This window comes from Pseudomonas sp. ZS1P83 (genome assembly GCF_054897825.1).
In genome coordinates, this window is the sequence record NZ_CM142706.1 from 3241572 (window position 1) to 3260501 (window position 18930).

Consider the following 18930-nt stretch of genomic DNA (forward strand, 5'->3'; position numbering starts at 1 on the left):
AGCGTGATAGAGCCTGGCGTGGCGTGAAAGTTCTACCTTTATGCCGTTGCTGTTTGTAACACCTGCGGGTTGGCGTGGAAAAACACGTGCTCGCGAATCGGTCCTACGGCGACCTCACCGATTTCCTCATAACCCTGACGCTTATAGAAATCCAGGTAACGAGGATTCCCGGTATCGAGAATCACGCCCTCGGAGTGCTCATCCACCGCGCACCAGTTGTGCACCGCTTGCAGCAATTGTTCGCCGAAGTGTTTGCCCTGGAATTGCGGATGAACCCCCAGCAACGGCAGCAGGTGCACCGAGTCGGACGGCACGCAAGCCATTACGGCATCGTGATACTCGAGATAGCTCCGGGTGCAGCGGAACCCGGTGCTGAGCACCATGCGCAAGCGCCAGGCCCAACTTTCGGTGATGCCCAGGCGACGTTGCGGCGGCGCGATCAGCGCGATGCCGATCAACCGGTCGTTGACCAGCAGGCCGATGGCCGGCAAGTCCTGAAGAAAGTGTTGTTTGACCAGCTCGCGCACGGTCGCGCGGACCCGCTGTTCATAACCGGGACGTTCCGCTTCGAACAGGTAGCCGAATGTCGGCTCATGCCGGTAAGCCTGATACAACAGCGAACGCGCTTCGCGGGAATAACCGTTGTCGAGCATGTGAATATCGGCGATGACGGTCGAGGTTTCAGGCATAACGGTATTTCTCCCCTGGCACAGCTCAAATGACTGCGCTCTTATTGGTACGAGCGTTTGGGTGGCTTCACAGTTCCCCAGACAGGTATAGACCAAGTCGAGATCTTCATCGACTGAGCTGCCGCCTTCGCGGGCAAGTGCTGCCAATGAAGATCTGACAGAACACAGTGAATCCCCTTACCCAACACTGGCCCCATTCCTACATGTCAGCTAGCATCGCCCTTTTGCCTTGCCAGGACTGCCGACCATGAAGATCGTCTCCTTCAACATCAATGGGCTGCGCGCTCGCCCCCATCAGCTGGCGGCGCTGATCGAAAAGCATCAGCCTGACGTTATCGGCTTGCAGGAAACCAAGGTCCACGACGACCAATTCCCGCTGGCCGAGGTTCAGGCGCTGGGTTATCACGTGTATTTTCACGGGCAAAAGGGTCACTACGGTGTCGCCCTGCTCTCGCGTCAGGAACCTATCGCGCTGCACAAAGGTTTCGTCACCGATGAAGAAGATGCTCAGCGCCGCTTCATCTGGGGCACTTTCGCCGACGCCAATGGCGTGCCGGTGACCATCATGAACGGCTATTTCCCACAGGGCGAAAGCCGCGATCACCCCACCAAGTTCCCGGCCAAGGAACGCTTTTACAGCGATCTGCAGCAACTGCTGGAAAGCCAGTTCAGCAACGATCAGCCGGTGGTGGTGATGGGCGACGTGAACATTTCCCCGCAAGACTGCGACATCGGTATCGGCCCGGACAACATGAAGCGCTGGCTGAAAACCGGCAAATGCAGCTTCCTGCCGGAAGAACGCGAGTGGATGGCCCGTTTGAAAAACTGGGGCCTGGTGGACAGCTTCCGTCACTTGAACCCGCAGGTGACCGACCGTTTCAGCTGGTTCGACTACCGTAGCCGCGGTTTTGAGGATGAGCCCAAGCGCGGGCTGCGGATTGACTTGATCATGGCGTCCCACGGGTTGTTGCCACGGGTGAAGGATGCCGGGGTGGATTACGAACTGCGCGGGATGGAAAAGCCGTCGGATCACGCGCCGATCTGGCTTGAGCTGAGCTGATCCGGTTGCACTGATCGTCCCCACGCTCTGCGTGAGAATGCATCCCGTGACGCTCTGCGTCACATTCAAAAGCGGAACGCGGAGCGTCCCTGGCGGCATTCCCACGCAGAGCGTGGGAACGATCATTAGAGACTGTCATCTTTCAGAAATCTTACTGACTTATTCTCCCGGCACTCCCTTTGGCTTTAGTAAGGTGCCGGCATGACGCTGCGCGTGTTGTTCCTGTTGATGCTGTGCGCCTGGCTGCCGCTGACGGCTTCGGCTGGCGATTTGCCGACGCTCGCGACTGGCCCGGTGCTGCGCATCCAGGGCTCCAATACCATCGGCGCGGCATTGGGGCCGGCGCTGGTTGAGGGGTTGATGCGCGAACGGGGTCTGCTCAAGGTTCACAGCGAGGCCTCGGACAAAGCCAACGAACTGCGCGTCGTCGGCGAAACCGTTCAGGGCCGCCGGGTCGTGGTGGACGTCGCAGCCCACGGTTCCAGCACCGGTTTCACCGCCCTGAAAACCGCCACTGCCGATCTTGCCGCCTCCTCGCGCCCGATCAAGGACAGCGAAAGGGTGGACCTCAAACCCTTGGGCGACTTTAAAAGCCCCGGCGCCGAGCAGGTCATCGCCATCGATGGCCTGGCGATCATCCTCCATCCGCAAAATCCGTTGAGTGAACTGAACACCGAACAACTGGCGCGAATCTTCAGCGGCGAGGCGAAAACCTGGGAAGAACTCGGCGGTACCGGTGGGACGATTCATCTCTATGCGCGGGATGACCAATCGGGCACCTACGACACGTTCAAGGAATTGGTTCTCAGCCGTCGTGGGAAAACGCTGAGTAGCGCTGCGAAACGTTTCGAATCCAGCGAGCAATTGTCCGACGCGGTCAGCCTCGACCCGCAAGGCATTGGCTTCATCGGCCTGCCTTATGTGCGTCAGGCCAAAGCCGTGGCGATTGCCGATGGCCAATCCCAAGCCATGTTGCCGCTCAACAGTCTGATTGCCACGGAAGACTATCCGTTATCCCGCCGGTTGTTCTTTTACCTGCCCCCCGATGGGAAGAATCACTGGGCAGAAGCATTGGTGGCGTTCGCCCAAAGCAGCAAGGGCCAGGCGATTGTCGCCGCCAATGGTTTTATCGCCCAGACCGTCCAGGCCATGACTGTCACGCCGAATGCGTTGATGCCGGAGGGTTACCAGGCGCTCAGCCGTCACGCCCAGCGACTGACAGTGAATTTCCGTTTCGAAGAAGGCAGTGCGACGCTGGACAACAAGGCCCGGCAGGACCTGTCGCGGGTGCTTGACTATATAAAGCAGCGTGACAAAACCAATCGCCAGGTGACGCTGGTGGGGTTTGGCGATGCCAAGAGTGATCCGGCCCGGGCCGATCTGCTGTCGAAACTGCGAGCCATGGCGGTGCGGCGGGAACTGGTGAAAAGCGGCGTGGTATTTCGCGAGATTCGTGGTTTTGGCGCCGAGATGCCAGTGGCGGCCAATAGCGCGGATGAGGGGCGAATCAAGAATCGGCGGGTTGAGGTTTGGGTGTATTGAGGCCCGCCTGATTCAGGCCGACCACACTGTGGCGAGGTGATTTATCGGAATGCCGCACCACCCCGTTCGGCTGCGAAGCAGTCGTCAATCCGGTTAACGCGGTCTTCCTGAGAAGCATAGGTGACTGTAATGGGGTGGCTGCGCCACCCAACGGGGATAAATCCCCTCGCCACAGGTTTTTCGTTTGCCTCAAGAATTCCTTGAGCCGTTAGCCAAGCAATTTCTCAAGCTGCGCCGTGGTGTCCACCGCGCCCATCGTTTTCGCGGCATCAAGCGCGCAGACGCCGTTGGCGTCCTTGGCTTTCGGGTCGGCGCCTTTGCTGATCAGATAGTTGACGATTTCGACGCGATTGAACATCGCCGCCATCATCAGCGCGGTACGGCCATCGAAGGACGAGCCTTCCACTTGCGCGCCGCCTTCGACCAGTGCCTTGACCACCGCCAGATCCCCCTTGAACGCCGCACCGGCAATCGGGCTCTGGCCGTTGTCGTTGCGGATTTCCGGGTCGGCCTTGTGTTCGAGCAGGACTTTTACCGTCTCCACATGGCCGTGGTACGCCGCCAGCATCAGCAAGGTATCGCCCTTGTGGTTGCGCAGGTTCGGCGGCAGGCCCTTGGTCAACAGCGCAGCCATCATGGCCGCATCGCCCTCGCGCGCTTTGTTGAATACCTGTTCGGCAAATTCAGCGGCTTCTTCAGGGGTCATCTGGCGGCTTTGGTCTGACATTGGGGACTCCACTTTCTGTTATTCGCAAAGCGACAGTTTCCCGAGCAGCCCCGAGGCTGTCACTTCTTTTTTCTCATGGACCACCATAGCCACATTCAATAGCGCTGCATTCAATAACGAAAAGCGCCGCCGTGAATATCCGCCAGCAACTGCGGAGTAACCTGCACATAAGTCTGGGTCCCCGGCAGCCAGGCATAGATTGGATCGTCGCCGGTTTTTCCGGGGTCGAAGGCTTCATCCTTGAGGCGAGTCTTCTGGTATTTGAAGGTCCCGGTGGTCTCCATTTTCACTTTCACTCGCAGGAATAAAGGCACCGCATAAGCGGGTAATTGCTCACGGGCGAAAGCCAGCAACTCACTGAAATCCAGGGTTGCCAGGGATTCGGCGGGGGTGATCGCTGCCATCCCGGCACGCCCGTTGGTGTTCTGGATCTCCACACCGTAGGCCACGGCCTCGGAAATAGTCGGGTGTTGCAGAAGGATGTTTTCGACTTCGGTGGTCGAGACGTTTTCGCCCTTCCAACGGTAGGTGTCACCCAAACGGTCAACAAACTGAGCATGGCCAAAACCGATGTTGCGCAGCAGGTCACCGGTATTGAAATAGCGATCGCCCTTCTCGAACACGTCGTGGAGCACAACTTTTTCGGTCTTCTGCGGATCGGTGTAACCGTCGAGCGGCGCCTTGTCGTCAATCTTCGCCAGCAACAGCCCATTCTCGCCTTTGGCAACCTTGCGCATGAAACCCTTGGCATCCCGAATCGGCGCGCCGCTGTCGTGGTCGTAGGCGGCCAACTCCCATGACATCAGGGAAAAACCGACGGTGTTATCAAAGTTCAGGATGTTGGTGAAGCCGATATTGCCGTCACTGGCGGCGTACAGCTCGCAAATATGGTTCACCCCGAATCGCGTCTTGAACTCGCCCCACGCGCCGGGGCGCAGGCCATTGCCAATCATCTTCGTCACGCCGTGCTTGCTGTCGTCGGTGCTGGGCGGTTGATCTACGAGGTAGCGGCACAACTCGCCGACGTAACCGAGGGTGGTCGCGCGGTACTGGCGCACATCGTTCCAGAATTGACTGGCGCTGAACTTTCGGCGAATGGCAAAGCCCGAGGCGCCGCTGATCGCCGAGCCCCAGCACACGCACAGCCCGGTGGCGTGATAGAGCGGCAAGGTGCAATAGACGACATCCTCCGGGCGCATATCCAATGCGATCAGCCCGAAGCTTGCGCAGCTGCGCATCCAGCGGCCGTGCTTGAACACCCCGGCCTTGGGCAAGCCGGTAGTGCCCGAGGTGTAGATATAGAAACAAGGGTCGTCGAAGAAAATCTGTTGGCTGCTGTCAGGATTGTCGCTGGATGCGTCGGAACTGGCCGTCATCAGGTTAATGAACCCGTCGGGCGCAATGCCCGGTTGAGTGAAGGTGTCTTGATCGGCGACGAACCAGGTGCGCGCCGCCTCGATCGACACCCGTTCGCGCACCGCCAAAAACGCCGGAACCAGTTCTTCTCCGACAATGATTGCCGCGGGCGCTACAAGGTTCAGGCTGTGAGCCAGGGTATCGCGGGTTTGCGAGGTATTGAGCAAAGCACTGATCGCGCCGACCTTGGCCACCGCCAGAATCGTCACCAACAGTTCCGGGCGATTTTCGATAAAGATCGCCACCCCATCGCCCTTTCGGATGCCTTGGGCAATCAGATGATGGGCAATGCGGTTCGCCCACTGGTTGACCTGAGCATAAGTCAGCGCCCTCTCGCCCTGCAGCAATGCCGGGCCGTTTGGATTGCGCAACGTCGCTTGCTCGAAGCACCAGCCCAGGCCACACGGTTGGGTTGGGTCCTTGACGTTGGCGACTTTCATGCCCTTCACCACTCGAGGAATGGCCTTGGCAATGGAAGGCAGCTTGCGGAGCATCATGCCCCAGGTAATCGTGTCGTTCGGCGTGCGGCTCATGGTTGCTCCCGGTCGATCTTTTTATTATCGGGCGGCGTTGATTGAGGCCGAAAATACGTCAGCGGTTCCTGAACTGTACACGCGGTTTTTGAAATGATTTGTATCCACGACTGCGGCATTCGAAATCGTGAGCTCGCGCCGGGTAATTGGTTCCATCGAATCGATGTCGACCACGCAAAATGCAGGATGCACGATGGCCATTCATGCAGATTGCACGAAAGCAAAAAATAAGCTGAAAACTAACTTATTGATTTATAAAGGCTTTTAAAAAATCAGGTGCTGGCACAATCACTGCAACTACCTCTGCATGCTTGCCATTCAAGAGCTAACGGAGCTGATAGACATGAACCTGATCCAAGAAAAATTTTCGTCCCTGTTCTCCAACTTCGAAGTGACCACCCAGCCACGTCCCGACGGTGGCATTCTGCTGACCTTGAGCAGCACCGACGGCAAAGTCTTCAAACGTTCGATTTCTTACCAGCAATTGCATGCCGGTGATCAGTTGTCCTGGGTAATCAGCGCCATTCGCCGTGACATTGCCGAACAGGCCAGCGAACTGCCGCAGATCTCCATGCTGCAAAGCCAGCAGCGGTTTGCCCTGCCGACCTATCACTCGGTGTAAATCCTGCGGTTGTATAAATAAACGCGCTACAAACAAACAGGCCGTGAGCGCTTTCGCTTCACGGCCTGAGACGTTTCTGCAGTCGCGCAATCCATGTAGGAGCGAGGCTTGCCCGCGAAGGCGGCGTGTCAGTCAACATTTGAATCGGCTGACACGCCGCCTTCGCGAGCAAGCTCGGCTCCTACAGGTTATGTGCCTTGATCTTAAAAAGTGGAAGGATCGATCCGCGCAAAACTGTCCACCGTCACATGCCCCGCCAGCTCCACGCCTTCACGGGCCAGCCCGCACGTCGCCATTCCCGCCGTGCGCGCCGCGTCCAGTTCCTCCACGATGTCGGACAGAAACAGAATCTGCGAAGCGTCCAGGCCAATGGCCTGGGTAATGCGCTCGTAGGACTGCGCTTCACGCTTGGGCCCCGAGGTGGTGTCGAAATAGCCGCTGAATAGCGGCGACAGGTCACCCGCCTGCGAGCAGCCGAAAATCAGTTTTTGCGCCTGAATCGATCCCGAAGAGTAAACAAACAGTTTGAAGCCGTCCTGATGCCAGCGTTTGAGCGCTTCAACGGCGTCCGGGTAAACGTGGCCTTTCAACTGTCCGGCCTGATAGCCCTGTTCCCAGACCATGCCTTGCAACGCTTTGAGTGGCGTCGCTTTGCGGTCTTCGGAGATCCAGCCCAGAAGAATGTCGATGACCCGTTCGACGTCAGCGTTCGGCTCGTTGTTGTCCCGGCGAACGGCGTGCAGTTGCTCGGCTACATCCGCACGCTCGTCGTGCTGGCGAACGAAATCCGGCAGGTGGTTGGCGGCGTACGGAAACAGCACGTCGAACACAAAACTCACCGCACTGGTGGTGCCTTCGATGTCGGTGAGAATCGCTTTGATCGGCATGGGCTCAGTCCTCGAGACGCGGGAAGCGGCTGGCGATGTCTTCGCCGGTGAAGTTGGCCACCCAGCCTTCGGGGTTGTTGAACAGACGGATCGCGACGAAATGTGGATGCTCGCCCATGTCAAACCAGTGTGGGGTGCCGGCCGGTACCGAGATCAGGTCGTTTTTCTCGCAAAGCACCGCGTAGGCGTATTCGTCGATGTGCAGGGTGAACAAGCCACGGCCGGCGACGAAAAATCGTACTTCGTCTTCGCCATGGCGATGTTCGTCAAGAAACTTGGCGCGAAATTCGGCTTTTTGCGGGTGATCGCTGTTCAGGCTGATCACATCGACGGTGATGTAACCACATTCGGTCATCAGCGTGTCGATTTGCTCCTGGTACGCGGCAATCACTTCTTCCTGGCTCGCGCCGGGCTGGATCTTCGCCGTGGCTTGCCAACGGTCGAAGCGCACGCCCTGTTCGGCCAGGGTGGAGGCGATGTCTTCGAAATGCGTCAGCACCTTGTTTGGCAAGTCAGGGCTTGAGACGTGGTAAACGGACAGGCTGCTCATCAGGGCAACTCCTTAACGGTTCATGCCTTTACGGTTCATGCTTTATGGTAAAAAACCGAGCGAGTCTTCAACTCGCACTCGAACAAAAATTCAAAGGCTTCGATCTGCCGCAGCGCATCGCTCATGCGCGCGCCCCAGGTGTAGAGGCCGTGGCCGCGGAGCAGGTAGCCGACGCAATCGGGATGGGCCTGGAGCCAAGGCTGCACCTTGGCGGCGAGGCGCACAATGTCCTGGTCGTTATCGAAAATCGGCACACGTACTCGGGATTCGTGAGTCGACACACCGCTGAAGGCTTTTTGCAGTTCGTAGCCTTCAAACTCGATGAAATCTTCCGGCGTCAGGCGCGACAGCACCGTGGCGTTCACCGAATGCGTGTGCAGCACCGCGCCGATCTCCGGGCGCCAGTTGTAGAGCTGAGTGTGCAGCAGGGTTTCGGCGGACGGCTTTTTGCCCGGTTCCAGGCTATTGCCCGACAGGTCGGTGGCCAGCACATCGTCGACACCGAGTTGACCTTTATGCTTGCCGGACACCGTCAGCAGCGCTTCAGTCGGCGACAGGCGCGTCGAATAATTGCTGCTGGTGGCCGGCGACCAGCCGCGGCCATACAGAAAACGACCGGCATCGATGATTTCCTGAGCAAGGTGTTCACGGGTAACGCTCATGGCCTGTCCTCTTGCATACGAGTGGCAATGATAACGGCAGCTGCCAGGGCTGCGAGACTGGCAATACTAAAGGTCAATGTGGCGCCGAGTGCATTCCAGCTGTAGCCGGAATACAACGCGCCCAGTGCGCCGCCGGTGCCGGCCAGTGCGGCGTACAACGCCTGGCCCTGCCCTTGTTGGCGCGCGCCGAAGCTACGTTGGACGAACTGGATGGCAGCCGCGTGAAAACTACCAAAAGTCGCCGCGTGCAGAACCTGGGCAAATAACAGCACCCAAAGAAATTCAGCGAACGAACCGAGCAACAACCAACGCAACGCCGCCAGCAGAAAACTCGCCAGCAACACCCGACGCACGGAGAAACACGCGAGGATCTTGCTCATGGCCAGAAACATCAAGACTTCGGCCACCACGCCAACCGCCCAGAGCATGCCGATCAGCCCACGGCTGTAACCGAGTCGCTCCAGGTGCAAGGTCAGAAAGGTGTAATAAGGACCGTGGCTCATCTGCATCAGCGCCACGCAGCCGTAAAACGCCAGTACCCCTGGACTGCGCAACTGCTTGAGAAAACCGTCCCCCGCCGGTCGCTCACCCTGGATCGGTTGAGCGTTGGGCACCCACAGGCTGCTGACCACGATCCCGGCCATGATCAGCACCAGCGCCACCGGATAGATATCCAGGCTCAACCCTTCGAACAACCTGCCGAGTGCGACCACGGTGATGATGAAACCGATGGAACCCCACAGGCGGATCTGGCTGTAACGGTGAGTCTGGCCCTGCAAGTGCGCCAACGTGATGACTTCGAATTGCGGCAACACCGCGTGCCAGAAGAACGCGTGCAAGGCCATGACCATCGCCAGCCAGGCGTAGGTCTTGCTGACGAAGATCAGCGAGAACGTCAGCAGCGTGCAGACCGCGCCAAAGCGCACAATGGCCAAGCGTCGGCCGGTGTAATCACCGAGCCAGCCCCAGATGTTCGGCGCCACGCAGCGCATCAGCATCGGGATCGCCACCAGCTCGCCGATGCGCGCGCTGGAAAAGCCCAGATGATCGAAGTACAGCGCCAGAAACGGCGCTGTCGAACCGAGCAAGGCGAAATAGAACAGATAGAAACTGGAAAGCCGCCAGTACGGGAGCGCCGCCACAGTCGTCAAACCGCAGCGGCTGTGAGGTCAGTCATTAAAGCTGACCCAACACCGGCGTGCTCACGTGCACGTCCAGGTTCTGCCCTCGGTGACGCAGCAGGTGATCCATCAGCACGATGGCCATCATCGCTTCGGCAATCGGCGTGGCACGGATACCGACGCACGGGTCGTGACGGCCCTTGGTGATGACGTCTACCGGGTTGCCATGGATGTCGATGGAACGGCCCGGCGTGGTGATACTCGAGGTTGGCTTGAGCGCTAGGTGCGCGACGATTGGCTGACCCGACGAAATGCCACCGAGAATCCCGCCCGCGTTGTTGCTGAGGAAACCTTCCGGCGTCATCTCATCGCGGTGTTCAGTGCCGCGCTGGGCGACGCTGGCGAAACCGGCGCCGATTTCCACGCCTTTGACCGCGTTGATGCTCATCAGCGCGTGGGCCAGTTCGGCGTCGAGGCGGTCGAAGATCGGCTCGCCGAGGCCCGGCATCACGCCTTCAGCGACCACGGTGATCTTCGCGCCGACCGAATCCTGGTCACGGCGCAACTGGTCCATATAGGCTTCCAGCTCCGGTACTTTGTCCGGATCAGGGCTGAAGAAGGCGTTCTCTTCCACCGAATCCCAGGTCTTGAACGGGATTTCGATCGGGCCGAGCTGGCTCATGTAGCCACGAATGACGATGCCCTGAGTGGCCAGGTATTTCTTCGCAATCGCACCGGCGGCCACGCGCATGGCGGTTTCACGGGCCGAACTGCGACCGCCGCCGCGGTAATCGCGTTCGCCGTATTTGTGGTGGTAGGTGTAGTCGGCGTGGGCCGGGCGGAACAGATCCTTGATCGCTGAGTAGTCCTTGGACTTCTGGTCAGTGTTGCGGATCAACAGGCCGATGGAGCAACCGGTGGTGCGCCCTTCGAACACGCCGGAGAGGATTTCGACTTCGTCGGCTTCCTGGCGCTGGGTGGTGTGGCGGCTGGTACCGGGTTTGCGGCGATCCAGGTCACGCTGCAGATCCTCCAGAGAGATCTCCAGGCCCGGCGGGCAGCCGTCGACAATGGCGACCAACGCCGGACCATGGCTTTCGCCCGCGGTGGTGACAGTGAACAGCTTGCCGTAGGTATTGCCGGACATGCAGGACGCTCCGTGAAATGAACCTGAATACGTAATGCGCGCCAGTATACGCAGGCTACCCAAGTAGTTCATCCTCGAACCTTATGGGTGCCTGCGAGTCCAACCGGCATCTTGTTCATGATGGCGTGATGATGCTGCGAGTTCTAGCCTTGAGCCTTACCCTGTTTACCGGCCTGCTCTCCAATGTAGCCCAGGCCACAGTCCTGCAACGTCCCATCACTTTGGACACCGGTAGCGGCGAGCTTTTCGGCTCGTTATTGCTACCCAAGTCCGACACGCCGGTACCGGTTGTCCTGATCATTTCCGGCTCCGGTCCTACGGATCGTGACGGCAACAACCCCGACGGCGGACGCAACGACAGCCTCAAGCGTCTCGCTTGGGTACTGGCCAAACACAACATCGCCAGCGTGCGCTATGACAAACGCGGTGTGGCGGCTAGCCTTGCGGCGACCCCCGACGAACGCAATCTGTCGGTTGAAGCCTATGTGGCCGACGCCGAGGCCTGGGGTCAGAAGCTCAAAACCGATCCGCGCTTTGGCCAACTGATTTTGCTCGGGCACAGCGAAGGCGCGTTGATTGCCACACTGGCGGCGCCGAGTGCCGAAGCGGCGGGCGTGATTTCCCTGTCCGGGAGCGCCCGGCCGGTGGATGAGGTGCTGCGCCAGCAATTGAGCAATCGCCTGCCGCCGCCGCTGATGCTGCGCAGCAACGAGCTGCTCGACAGACTCAAGGCCGGCCACACTGACGACAACGTCCCGCCGCAATTGCAGGTGATTTTCCGTCCGAGCGTGCAGCCGTACCTGATTTCGCTGTTTCGCCAGGATCCGTCGGCCGCCTTCGCCCGCTTGAAGATGCCGGCGCTGATCGTCCAGGGCAGTCACGACATTCAAGTCGGTGTCGGCGATGCCAAGGCGCTGAAGGCCGCCAAACCTGACGCCACACTGGCGGTGATCGAAGGCATGAACCACGTGATGCGCATCGTGCCCAACGATGTGAAACGGCAATTGGCGTCCTACAAAGACCCGAATTTACCGCTGGCAGCGGAATTGGGCGCGCGAATCATCGAGTTTATTGACGGACTTCACACCCGTTGAGCGCTGTTACCCTCTAGTCCTGAAAAAAACGGCCGATAAGCCTTTGTCGCCAGCGATATGACTGGCGGCAAGCGCTTGGACAGGAATCGCCGTTATGACTGATACCCCGACTTCACCCGACACCACCGCTGAAAAAGACGCACCGCCAGCGGTCGAGCTGCCGTGGGCGGACGTCCACGTCGAGCACCACAAGATGCTCCGCCTGGCGCCGTTGCAGACCGACCGCAACACCGGTGGGCGGCCACTGCGCTTTGTCGAGTTCGGTTACGCCGAGCGCAACAGCAAGGAACACAGCCTGATGCGCATGACCCTCTCGCTGCCGGGCCAGCGGGTGCGTAAGGAACAGAATCATCTGGATGTCTGGGTCGATCACACCACCAAGCGTGTGCACTTCGGGCCTGACAGCGGTTTGCAGATCGAGCCGATGAACCGTGGCATCGGGCGTTACATGGCGGCCCAGGGCATTACCTGGGCGAAAAAACGCTGGCCCGGCTACACCGTCGACGGCAGCGACCTGAACAACAAGGACGCGCTGAACGAAGACACTCGCCTGCGTCGCGATCACTTTTTGCGGATGCACGGTTTCGATGTGGTCTATGCCGACCCGCAGCATTTGAAGGGCAGCGTCAAAGAAGTACAGGTCGGCGACCTGCTGGCTGACTGGAACACGGAAAAATTGCAGGTCGTGGAAATTCTTGAAGCGGCGCAAATGCTCCAGCAAGCCGAGCAAAATCTGGCCGAGCAGGAAGTCAAACTCAAGAAGCACGAAGAAAAGGTCAGCAAGTACAAGCGCGAAGACGCCGGGCTGCGCTTTACCATTTCCTGCCTGGTGGCGTTTGCGGTGTTTCAGGCCGGGCTGTTGATCTGGATTGCGACGCACCGTTAACGGCTTTTTGTGGCGAGGGGATTTATCCCCGTTGGACTGCGAAGCGGCCCCAAAAAAGAGGGACTGCTGCGCAGTCCAACGGGGATAAATCCCCTCGCCACAGAAGCCAGTTCAGTCAGACGCGGGAAGCGAACACCGTCTGATGATTGCGGCACTGCTCCGCCGTCAACATGAACACCCCATGCCCACCGCGCTCGAAATCGAGCCAGGCGAAGTCGACTTCCGGGTACAGCGCTTCAACGTGAACCTGGCTATTGCCCACTTCGACAATCAGCAAACCCTTCTCAGTCAGGTGATCCGCCGCTTCGGCGAGCATCCGGCGTACCAGGTTCAAACCATCATCACCGCAGGCCAGGCCCAGTTCCGGCTCGTGCTGGTACTCGTCCGGCATGTCCGCGAAATCTTCCGCATCGACGTAGGGCGGGTTCGACACGATCAGGTCGAAACGTTGACCCGGCAAGCCATCAAAGCCATCGCCCTGAACCGTGTACACCCGCTCATCGACGCCATGACGCTCGATGTTCTGGTTGGCCACTTCCAGCGCTTCGAACGACAGGTCGGCCAGCACCACTTCTGCATTCTGGAACTCGTAAGCACAGGCGATACCGATGCAGCCGGAACCGGTGCACAGATCAAGAATCCGCGCAGGGTCGGTGCCCAGCCACGGCGCGAAGCGTTTTTCGATCAGTTCGCCAATCGGTGAACGCGGGATCAGCACCCGCTCATCGACGATGAACGACATGCCACAGAACCAGGCCTCACCCAACAGGTAAGCGGTAGGAATGCGCTCTTCGATGCGACGCTTGAGCAAGCGTTGCAGATTGACCAGCTCATCGTCCTCCAGATTGCAGTCCAGATAGCTGTCGGCAATTTCCCACGGCAAGTGCAAGGCACCCAACACCAGTTGACGAGCTTCGTCCCAGGCGTTGTCGGTCCCATGGCCGAAAAACAGATCCTCCCCATGGAAGCGGCTGACGGCCCAACGGATATGGTCACGCAGGGTACGAAGTCGGGAAGTGATCACGGGGCTAAACTCCAGAAAAAACGACTGGCAATTCTAACAGCCAAAACGCTTCCCGACGACGCAGGAAAAACGCCGGATCAGATGTAGGACCTATCCATTTTTTCGGTTGGCTATTGAACAAAACAAGGATCTTGACAAGGCTGCAAGCCAGCAACGGCGGTGCCTACGATGGTAGCGATTCACAGAAGCGCTCAGCCAGAGGACAATGTCGCAAAAGCCCCACTCAAAGGAGCCCCAGAATGTCCGTTTCACAAACGATGTTTCAACTTAGCGGTCGCGGTTACCCGGCGGCCAAACTGAGCCAAGCGACCCTCATTATCATCGATGCTCAGAAAGAATACCTCAGCGGCCCGCTGGCCCTGAGCGGCATGGATGCTGCCGTCGCGAACATCAAGCAACTGGTGGCCGCTGCCCGTGCAGCCGGCCGGCCGATTGTTCATGTCCGCCACCTCGGCACCGTCGGAGGGCTGTTCGATCCACAGGGCGAGCGCGGTGAGTTCATCCCGGGGCTTGAACCAAAGAGCGACGAAACCATCATCGGTAAATTGCTGCCGAGTGCGTTCCACGGCACCGAACTGCTGGAACGCCTGCAGAAACTCGGTTCGCTGGACCTGATCGTGTGCGGTTTTATGAGCCACTCCAGCGTCAGCACCACGGTGCGCGCCGCGAAGAACCTGGGCTTTCGTTGCACGTTGGTGGAAGACGCCTGCGCGACTCGCGACCTGCCTTACAAGGGCGGCGTATTGAGCGCAGACCACGTTCAGCAGACCGAAATGGCGATCATGGCGGACAACTTCGCCACCCTCGCGCTCACTCACGAGCTGATCTGACCGACGTACGATGAGCGGTCCATACCGCCGCTCATCCGCAAAAGTCTATCATTTGCTGTAAATGTCTTAGCCTCAGGAACATCCCGGTCAACTTCCGGTCGAAGGGCCGATACCCATTGAGGAAGGTCGGAATGAAGTTATCCGATGGTTTTGACGCACGCCGCCTGCGGCCTAAAGGCCAACGCAACTGGCGTTTTCGAATCGGCGCGGCATTTGCTGCCTTGCTGTCGATGTGCGGTGTGTTGCTGGCGATGGCCGGTGCTGCCAGCCTGCTCGGCCACGCACCCGCCTTGGGTGAGTTGAATACTAACCGGGTCGGCTCGGCAGTGATTCTGGCGGTTGGCCTGTTCGTGCTGTACATCGGCGTGTGGCTATGGCGTCGCTGCCGTCGTCGCTCGCGTCAGTCGCGTGAGCTGAACATCTCCCCGCACTTGATGAAAAAACACGACTGAGCCGTACGCTTTGCGTGTTCTCGCGCCCCGATCCGTCTCGAGTTGGGTAAACTGGCCGCCCTTCGCGGAGGCTGACATGCAAGACGACGATTTTTCCCTGTTCAAAAGCGCGATACAAGGCGTCAAGCCGATCAAACACGATCGCGCCGAAACCGGTAAACCCAAAGCTGATCGCGCACAAATCGCCAAACTGCGCCAGGCCGCCACCGTGCGCACCGATGCCACCACCGTTGACGGACTGTCCGATCAGTTCGTGATTGATGTTGGCCCGGAAGACGAGCTGATGTGGGCGCGTGACGGCGTTCAGGAAAGCCAGATGCGCAAGCTCAAGATCGGACAGATTCCGTTCGAAGGCAGCCTCGACCTCCATGGCATGAACGTGGAAAAGGCCCGGGAAACCCTCTGGGCCTTTCTCGCCGAAGCCACCAAATTCGAAATCCGCTGCGTGCGCGTCACCCACGGCAAAGCCGTGCGCCTGGACGGCAAACGGCCGATGATCAAAAGCCACGTTAACACTTGGCTGCGTCAGCATTCCCAAGTGCTCGGCTTCACCTCGTGCCAACCGAAACACGGCGGCGCCGGCGCGGTGTATGTGATGCTCAAACGCACCATGATGGAAGGCCGCGACGAGTAAAGCTGTCGCGCCACGCTTGCAGCGCCGTGTCCGCCACCGTACCCTTGACCTTTGCGTAAAATCCCACAGGTAGTTTCATGTCCCTGGAACAGAATTACACCGCGATTCTAAAGAGGTAAGGCAAAGTACTCAGGGCCAATGAAACCGGGCACTTCCTTACTTTGGAATACCCGGTTTTAACCTGCTTTACACGGTCAGTGGTACAAAAATTGGTACAAGCTTCATCCCTCCCTCGGCGTCCTGCCGAACCATCACACCTCCCTGCACCACCACGACTGCGCATACAGGCAGCCGTCGATTTCTTCCAGGCCACTCAACGTGAAAGCGTTGGTCGCCATCCCTGACAACCTGGCATCCATCAGCGGCAGTAGCGGCACCGCATCAAGCGGCATGCCTGCCGGACGGATCTCGGCGATGTCGCTTGTCCGGTTGAGTTGCTCGCACATCTGGTTTCTGATGTTGATGTCACCTCGAATGCCGACCGTCTGCCGGATTGCCTTCCACTCCCTGGCGACACCCTTCTCTCTCATGCGCGTAATAAGGAAGTACATGGCTCGCTCGATACTGTATAAATAAACAGTATCGCAATCAACCACGGCGCGCTCAACGTCCCACTGACAGACGACACACTTTCAAGGCACATCCTTGAAGAATACGTGGTGCCCGAGCTTCAGCGTCTGCTTGGCCTTCGCCGCCCAGTCCGGAGCCTTCGGCATAGTGGACGCGTAGTAGTGCGTAGCGCCGCCGGTGGGATCTTCCACCTTGCCGGCCATTACCTGGTCAGCGGCAATCTGCGCTTGAGCGAACTCGCGGAACGGGATGGGCATTGCCCCGATCAGGTAGGCGTAATTCGGGTCGTTCTTGTTCCAGCAGCTGAACTGGTACGGCTTCTGGCACACGCCGGCATAGCCTTCGCCCCACCATGATTTGGCCTTGCCGTCGTTCACGCGGTTGCGGATCGTCCAGGCTACGGCGATCTGGCCGGCCAAGGACTCACCGCGGGCCTCACCCCACAGCGTACGCGCGAGGATGTCTCGGTCTTGTTCAGTGACGCTCATGCTTTTCTCCAGGCAAAAAAATCCCGCTCGATGGCGGGTGCGTTATGCAATTTCGGTGCGCTATGTCAGATCAGCTTCCCGGGCTTCGGGGTCGGCGACGATCACAGGAACCGTCGGCTCGCTTGGCCATATTGGCGCGGCGTACCAGGTCGGCTGCGCGGTGACTTTGCCCAGTGCGAACTTATACGATTTCCAGGCCTTCAGATTGACGATCAGCGCAGCCTGTTCGGCTACGTCTGCCTCGGTAGCCTCGCCGGCATCGATGCCGTAACCGATAGTGTTGACGCGATCATGAACTCGGGCGATCTGAGTGACTGCCTTGGAATTCTTTGTGGCGAGCTCTGCCTTTGCTTCGGCCAGTTGCGCAGCCTGCAATGCGGCCGCCTTCATGGCCTTGGTAACCAGCTGCGACCAGTCGATTTGCCCGGGTAAAATTTCACGCGTCACCTCGATGGCGACTTGCTCGCCCGCTTCGACAGAAAGCGGCGCAGGGAAAACGACGGCGCCATTAGGGACATCGACCAGGTCTACTGGAAAAGCCTGCTCTGCGCTGAAGTTGATCGGGTTGGGCAGCAATAGCGTCAGAGTGAGTTCGCCGGCAACCTTCTCCACATCTCCGGAAAACCAGATCGATTTGATGGCAGCCCACGGTAGCGTGTCGTCGTCCGACATCTGTGAAAAGTCGAACAACTCGCCATTCACCTCAAGCGCATCACCAGCTCGAACAACAGACAATGTGTCGTCACGACGCTGCGGACTTAATTTAATTCTCATCAGAACCACCGCCCAATAGCCACATAGTTGTAGATCCCCTGGAAGAAAGACGATCCAGTGTTATAGGGTCCAAAGCACAGCATGGACGGCCATGCCACCGGTGAAGCGGTGTCAGAGAGGGCCGACGGAATTACCGCAATGCCGATGGCGTAAGCCCCAACATCAAGCTCAGGAATTCCGACAAAGGCTTGTGGGAAGTTCTTTCCGGGCGTGGTTGCCGTCGAAAAGATCACGCCGGCCGCTACGTTTGTGCCTGCATTGAACCCAAATCGATAGGTGCAGATCATTGTTCCATCCGCCCATTTGGTCCATGACCCATTAGCGTTTGAACCAGTCTCGATAATTGCCCCCGTAGGTAGTCCGCCAGACTGCAAAACCGTTCCTACAGTGGCCGCCGGCTTGGTATTTGCGAGGTTGTAACGCAGGCAAATCCAGTTTCCTCCACCCACACTCATAAATTCAGCAGAGTCGTTCAGCGCGGTGACGATATTCAGCCCGCCTGGGAGAATCAGTGACGTTGCGTTGTGGGTCAGCACCAGGGCGCCAGTAAATCGCACCGTGCGCCGAGCCCCTGCCGCGACAGTACCGAGTCCGGTAATTGCTGTTGTGCCACTGATAGTGATGACGTTGGATGCTGCCGCGCCAATGTCCACCGTCGCTGCCGAAGCCAATGCCACCGGAGTGGCGTCGTTGATCGCGCCGGTCATCTTCCCGCCAGCAAGCGGCAGTCGAGCAGTCACTTGGGCCTGAAGCTTTCCAAGACCGGCCAGAACGGTATCAGCAGTAACTACTGGCGCCCCATCGGTGGTAACAAACCCCATAAGCGCAACGTTACGAACTCTGGCGTCGGTAAAGTACTTGTTGGTAGCGCCCTCTGACAGTCCGTCGGTGTTGGTCAGCGCCGCAAGCTGCGCGCCGAACTGATTTACCAGCGCTCGCAGCGCATCAGCTGAATCCTTGACGTATCCCTGCATCGGCGCCAGTGCGTAAACGCCGGCAGCGTTGGTCACACCCTGGTAGTTCGGCGAGATTGACAGCGCGGTGTCGCTGGCAATGTTGGTGACTTCGTACCATCCGCCGTCCGGCCCACGGAACGCGTCACCGACCCGACTGTTGGCAATGAATGCGGTACCCGTACCGATCACGGCATTGGAATTTTGGGTGACAGAGACCGTTCCTGATTTGTACCAGGGCATTGAGTATCTCCAGAAAGATATGTGCA

Annotated in this window: 21 protein-coding genes; 8 read left to right on the forward strand and 13 right to left on the reverse strand. The window is 58.8% G+C overall.

Annotated elements, in window-relative coordinates:
- Nucleotides 1-38: 38 nt before the first annotated feature.
- The gene (locus ACYZT0_RS15435) at nt 39-689 is read right to left on the reverse strand and encodes a GNAT family N-acetyltransferase (RefSeq protein ID WP_462041966.1); all 651 of its coding nucleotides are present in this window, start codon (nt 687-689) and stop codon (nt 39-41) included.
- 247 nt (nt 690-936) lie between these two features.
- Between ACYZT0_RS15435 and xthA the strand changes: the two genes are divergently transcribed.
- The gene (xthA, locus tag ACYZT0_RS15440) at nt 937-1749 is read left to right on the forward strand and encodes an exodeoxyribonuclease III (RefSeq protein ID WP_462041967.1); all 813 of its coding nucleotides are present in this window, start codon (nt 937-939) and stop codon (nt 1747-1749) included.
- 201 nt (nt 1750-1950) lie between these two features.
- A complete protein-coding gene (locus tag ACYZT0_RS15445; RefSeq protein WP_462041968.1) occupies nt 1951-3291 on the forward strand; it encodes a substrate-binding domain-containing protein in 1341 nt (446 codons plus the stop codon).
- Between the two features lie 208 nt (nt 3292-3499).
- Here ACYZT0_RS15445 and ACYZT0_RS15450 read toward each other — a convergent pair whose 3' ends face one another.
- Nucleotides 3500-4018, reverse strand: a complete 519-nt coding sequence (locus ACYZT0_RS15450) for an ankyrin repeat domain-containing protein (RefSeq protein WP_462041969.1) — start codon at nt 4016-4018, stop codon at nt 3500-3502.
- 110 nt (nt 4019-4128) lie between these two features.
- A complete protein-coding gene (locus ACYZT0_RS15455; protein WP_462041970.1) occupies nt 4129-5967 on the reverse strand; it encodes a long-chain-acyl-CoA synthetase in 1839 nt (612 codons plus the stop codon).
- A 343-nt stretch (nt 5968-6310) separates the two neighbouring features.
- Between ACYZT0_RS15455 and ACYZT0_RS15460 the strand changes: the two genes are divergently transcribed.
- Entirely contained in the window at nt 6311-6589 is a 279-nt protein-coding gene (locus ACYZT0_RS15460; RefSeq protein WP_008146103.1) for a DUF3509 domain-containing protein, read from the forward strand.
- Between the two features lie 203 nt (nt 6590-6792).
- On the opposite strand, the gene mtnC is transcribed toward ACYZT0_RS15460, so the two are convergent.
- From mtnC to aroC, 5 genes are read right to left on the reverse strand one after another with little or no spacing between them, the layout of a single operon-like run.
- The gene (gene mtnC / locus ACYZT0_RS15465; protein ID WP_462041971.1) at nt 6793-7476 is read right to left on the reverse strand and encodes an acireductone synthase; all 684 of its coding nucleotides are present in this window, start codon (nt 7474-7476) and stop codon (nt 6793-6795) included.
- 4 nt (nt 7477-7480) lie between these two features.
- Entirely contained in the window at nt 7481-8026 is a 546-nt protein-coding gene (locus ACYZT0_RS15470) for a 1,2-dihydroxy-3-keto-5-methylthiopentene dioxygenase (RefSeq protein ID WP_462041972.1), read from the reverse strand.
- Nucleotides 8027-8061: 35 nt separating this feature from the next.
- Entirely contained in the window at nt 8062-8688 is a 627-nt protein-coding gene (locus ACYZT0_RS15475; RefSeq protein WP_462041973.1) for a methylthioribulose 1-phosphate dehydratase, read from the reverse strand.
- Nucleotides 8685-9830, reverse strand: coding sequence for an MFS transporter (locus tag ACYZT0_RS15480; RefSeq protein ID WP_462041974.1), 1146 nt, complete (start codon nt 9828-9830; stop codon nt 8685-8687). Before ACYZT0_RS15480 ends, ACYZT0_RS15475 begins: the two co-directional genes overlap by 4 nt.
- Before the next feature lie 34 nt (nt 9831-9864).
- Nucleotides 9865-10956: a chorismate synthase gene (gene aroC / locus ACYZT0_RS15485; RefSeq protein WP_462041975.1), complete on the reverse strand. Its 1092-nt coding sequence runs from the start codon at nt 10954-10956 to the stop codon at nt 9865-9867.
- 83 nt (nt 10957-11039) lie between these two features.
- On the opposite strand from aroC, the gene ACYZT0_RS15490 reads away from it, so the two are divergent.
- Both ACYZT0_RS15490 and ACYZT0_RS15495 read left to right on the forward strand, forming a co-directional pair.
- Nucleotides 11040-12050 carry an alpha/beta hydrolase gene (locus tag ACYZT0_RS15490; protein ID WP_462041976.1) on the forward strand — a complete coding sequence of 337 codons (1011 nt, stop codon included), beginning with the start codon at nt 11040-11042 and terminating at the stop codon, nt 12048-12050.
- Between the two features lie 94 nt (nt 12051-12144).
- Complete coding sequence (locus tag ACYZT0_RS15495; RefSeq protein WP_462041977.1) at nt 12145-12936, forward strand: hypothetical protein; 792 nt, start codon at nt 12145-12147, stop codon at nt 12934-12936.
- Between the two features lie 115 nt (nt 12937-13051).
- Here the strand turns inward: ACYZT0_RS15495 and prmB are convergent, their stop codons facing one another.
- Nucleotides 13052-13960, reverse strand: coding sequence for a 50S ribosomal protein L3 N(5)-glutamine methyltransferase (gene prmB / locus ACYZT0_RS15500; RefSeq protein ID WP_462041978.1), 909 nt, complete (start codon nt 13958-13960; stop codon nt 13052-13054).
- A gap of 239 nt (nt 13961-14199) precedes the next feature.
- Here prmB and ACYZT0_RS15505 point away from each other — a divergent pair, with 239 nt between their 5' ends.
- From ACYZT0_RS15505 to ACYZT0_RS15515, 3 genes are all read left to right on the forward strand, one after another.
- A complete protein-coding gene (locus ACYZT0_RS15505; RefSeq protein WP_462041979.1) occupies nt 14200-14790 on the forward strand; it encodes a cysteine hydrolase family protein in 591 nt (196 codons plus the stop codon).
- 131 nt (nt 14791-14921) lie between these two features.
- Nucleotides 14922-15242: a hypothetical protein gene (locus ACYZT0_RS15510; RefSeq protein ID WP_462041980.1), complete on the forward strand. Its 321-nt coding sequence runs from the start codon at nt 14922-14924 to the stop codon at nt 15240-15242.
- A 76-nt stretch (nt 15243-15318) separates the two neighbouring features.
- On the forward strand, nt 15319-15876 hold the full coding sequence (locus ACYZT0_RS15515; protein ID WP_007898817.1) for a Smr/MutS family protein: 558 nt from the start codon (nt 15319-15321) through the stop codon (nt 15874-15876).
- Between the two features lie 251 nt (nt 15877-16127).
- Here ACYZT0_RS15515 and ACYZT0_RS15520 read toward each other — a convergent pair whose 3' ends face one another.
- From ACYZT0_RS15520 to ACYZT0_RS15535, 4 genes are all read right to left on the reverse strand, one after another.
- Nucleotides 16128-16427 (reverse strand): hypothetical protein, encoded by a 300-nt coding sequence (locus tag ACYZT0_RS15520; RefSeq protein WP_462041981.1) that lies wholly within the window; start codon nt 16425-16427, stop codon nt 16128-16130.
- Nucleotides 16428-16508: 81 nt separating this feature from the next.
- Nucleotides 16509-16934: a cell wall hydrolase gene (locus tag ACYZT0_RS15525; RefSeq protein ID WP_462041982.1), complete on the reverse strand. Its 426-nt coding sequence runs from the start codon at nt 16932-16934 to the stop codon at nt 16509-16511.
- A 60-nt stretch (nt 16935-16994) separates the two neighbouring features.
- The gene (locus ACYZT0_RS15530) at nt 16995-17324 is read right to left on the reverse strand and encodes a phage tail protein (protein ID WP_462046581.1); all 330 of its coding nucleotides are present in this window, start codon (nt 17322-17324) and stop codon (nt 16995-16997) included.
- 383 nt (nt 17325-17707) lie between these two features.
- Complete coding sequence (locus ACYZT0_RS15535; RefSeq protein WP_462041983.1) at nt 17708-18904, reverse strand: phage tail protein; 1197 nt, start codon at nt 18902-18904, stop codon at nt 17708-17710.
- Nucleotides 18905-18930: the final 26 nt, after the last annotated feature.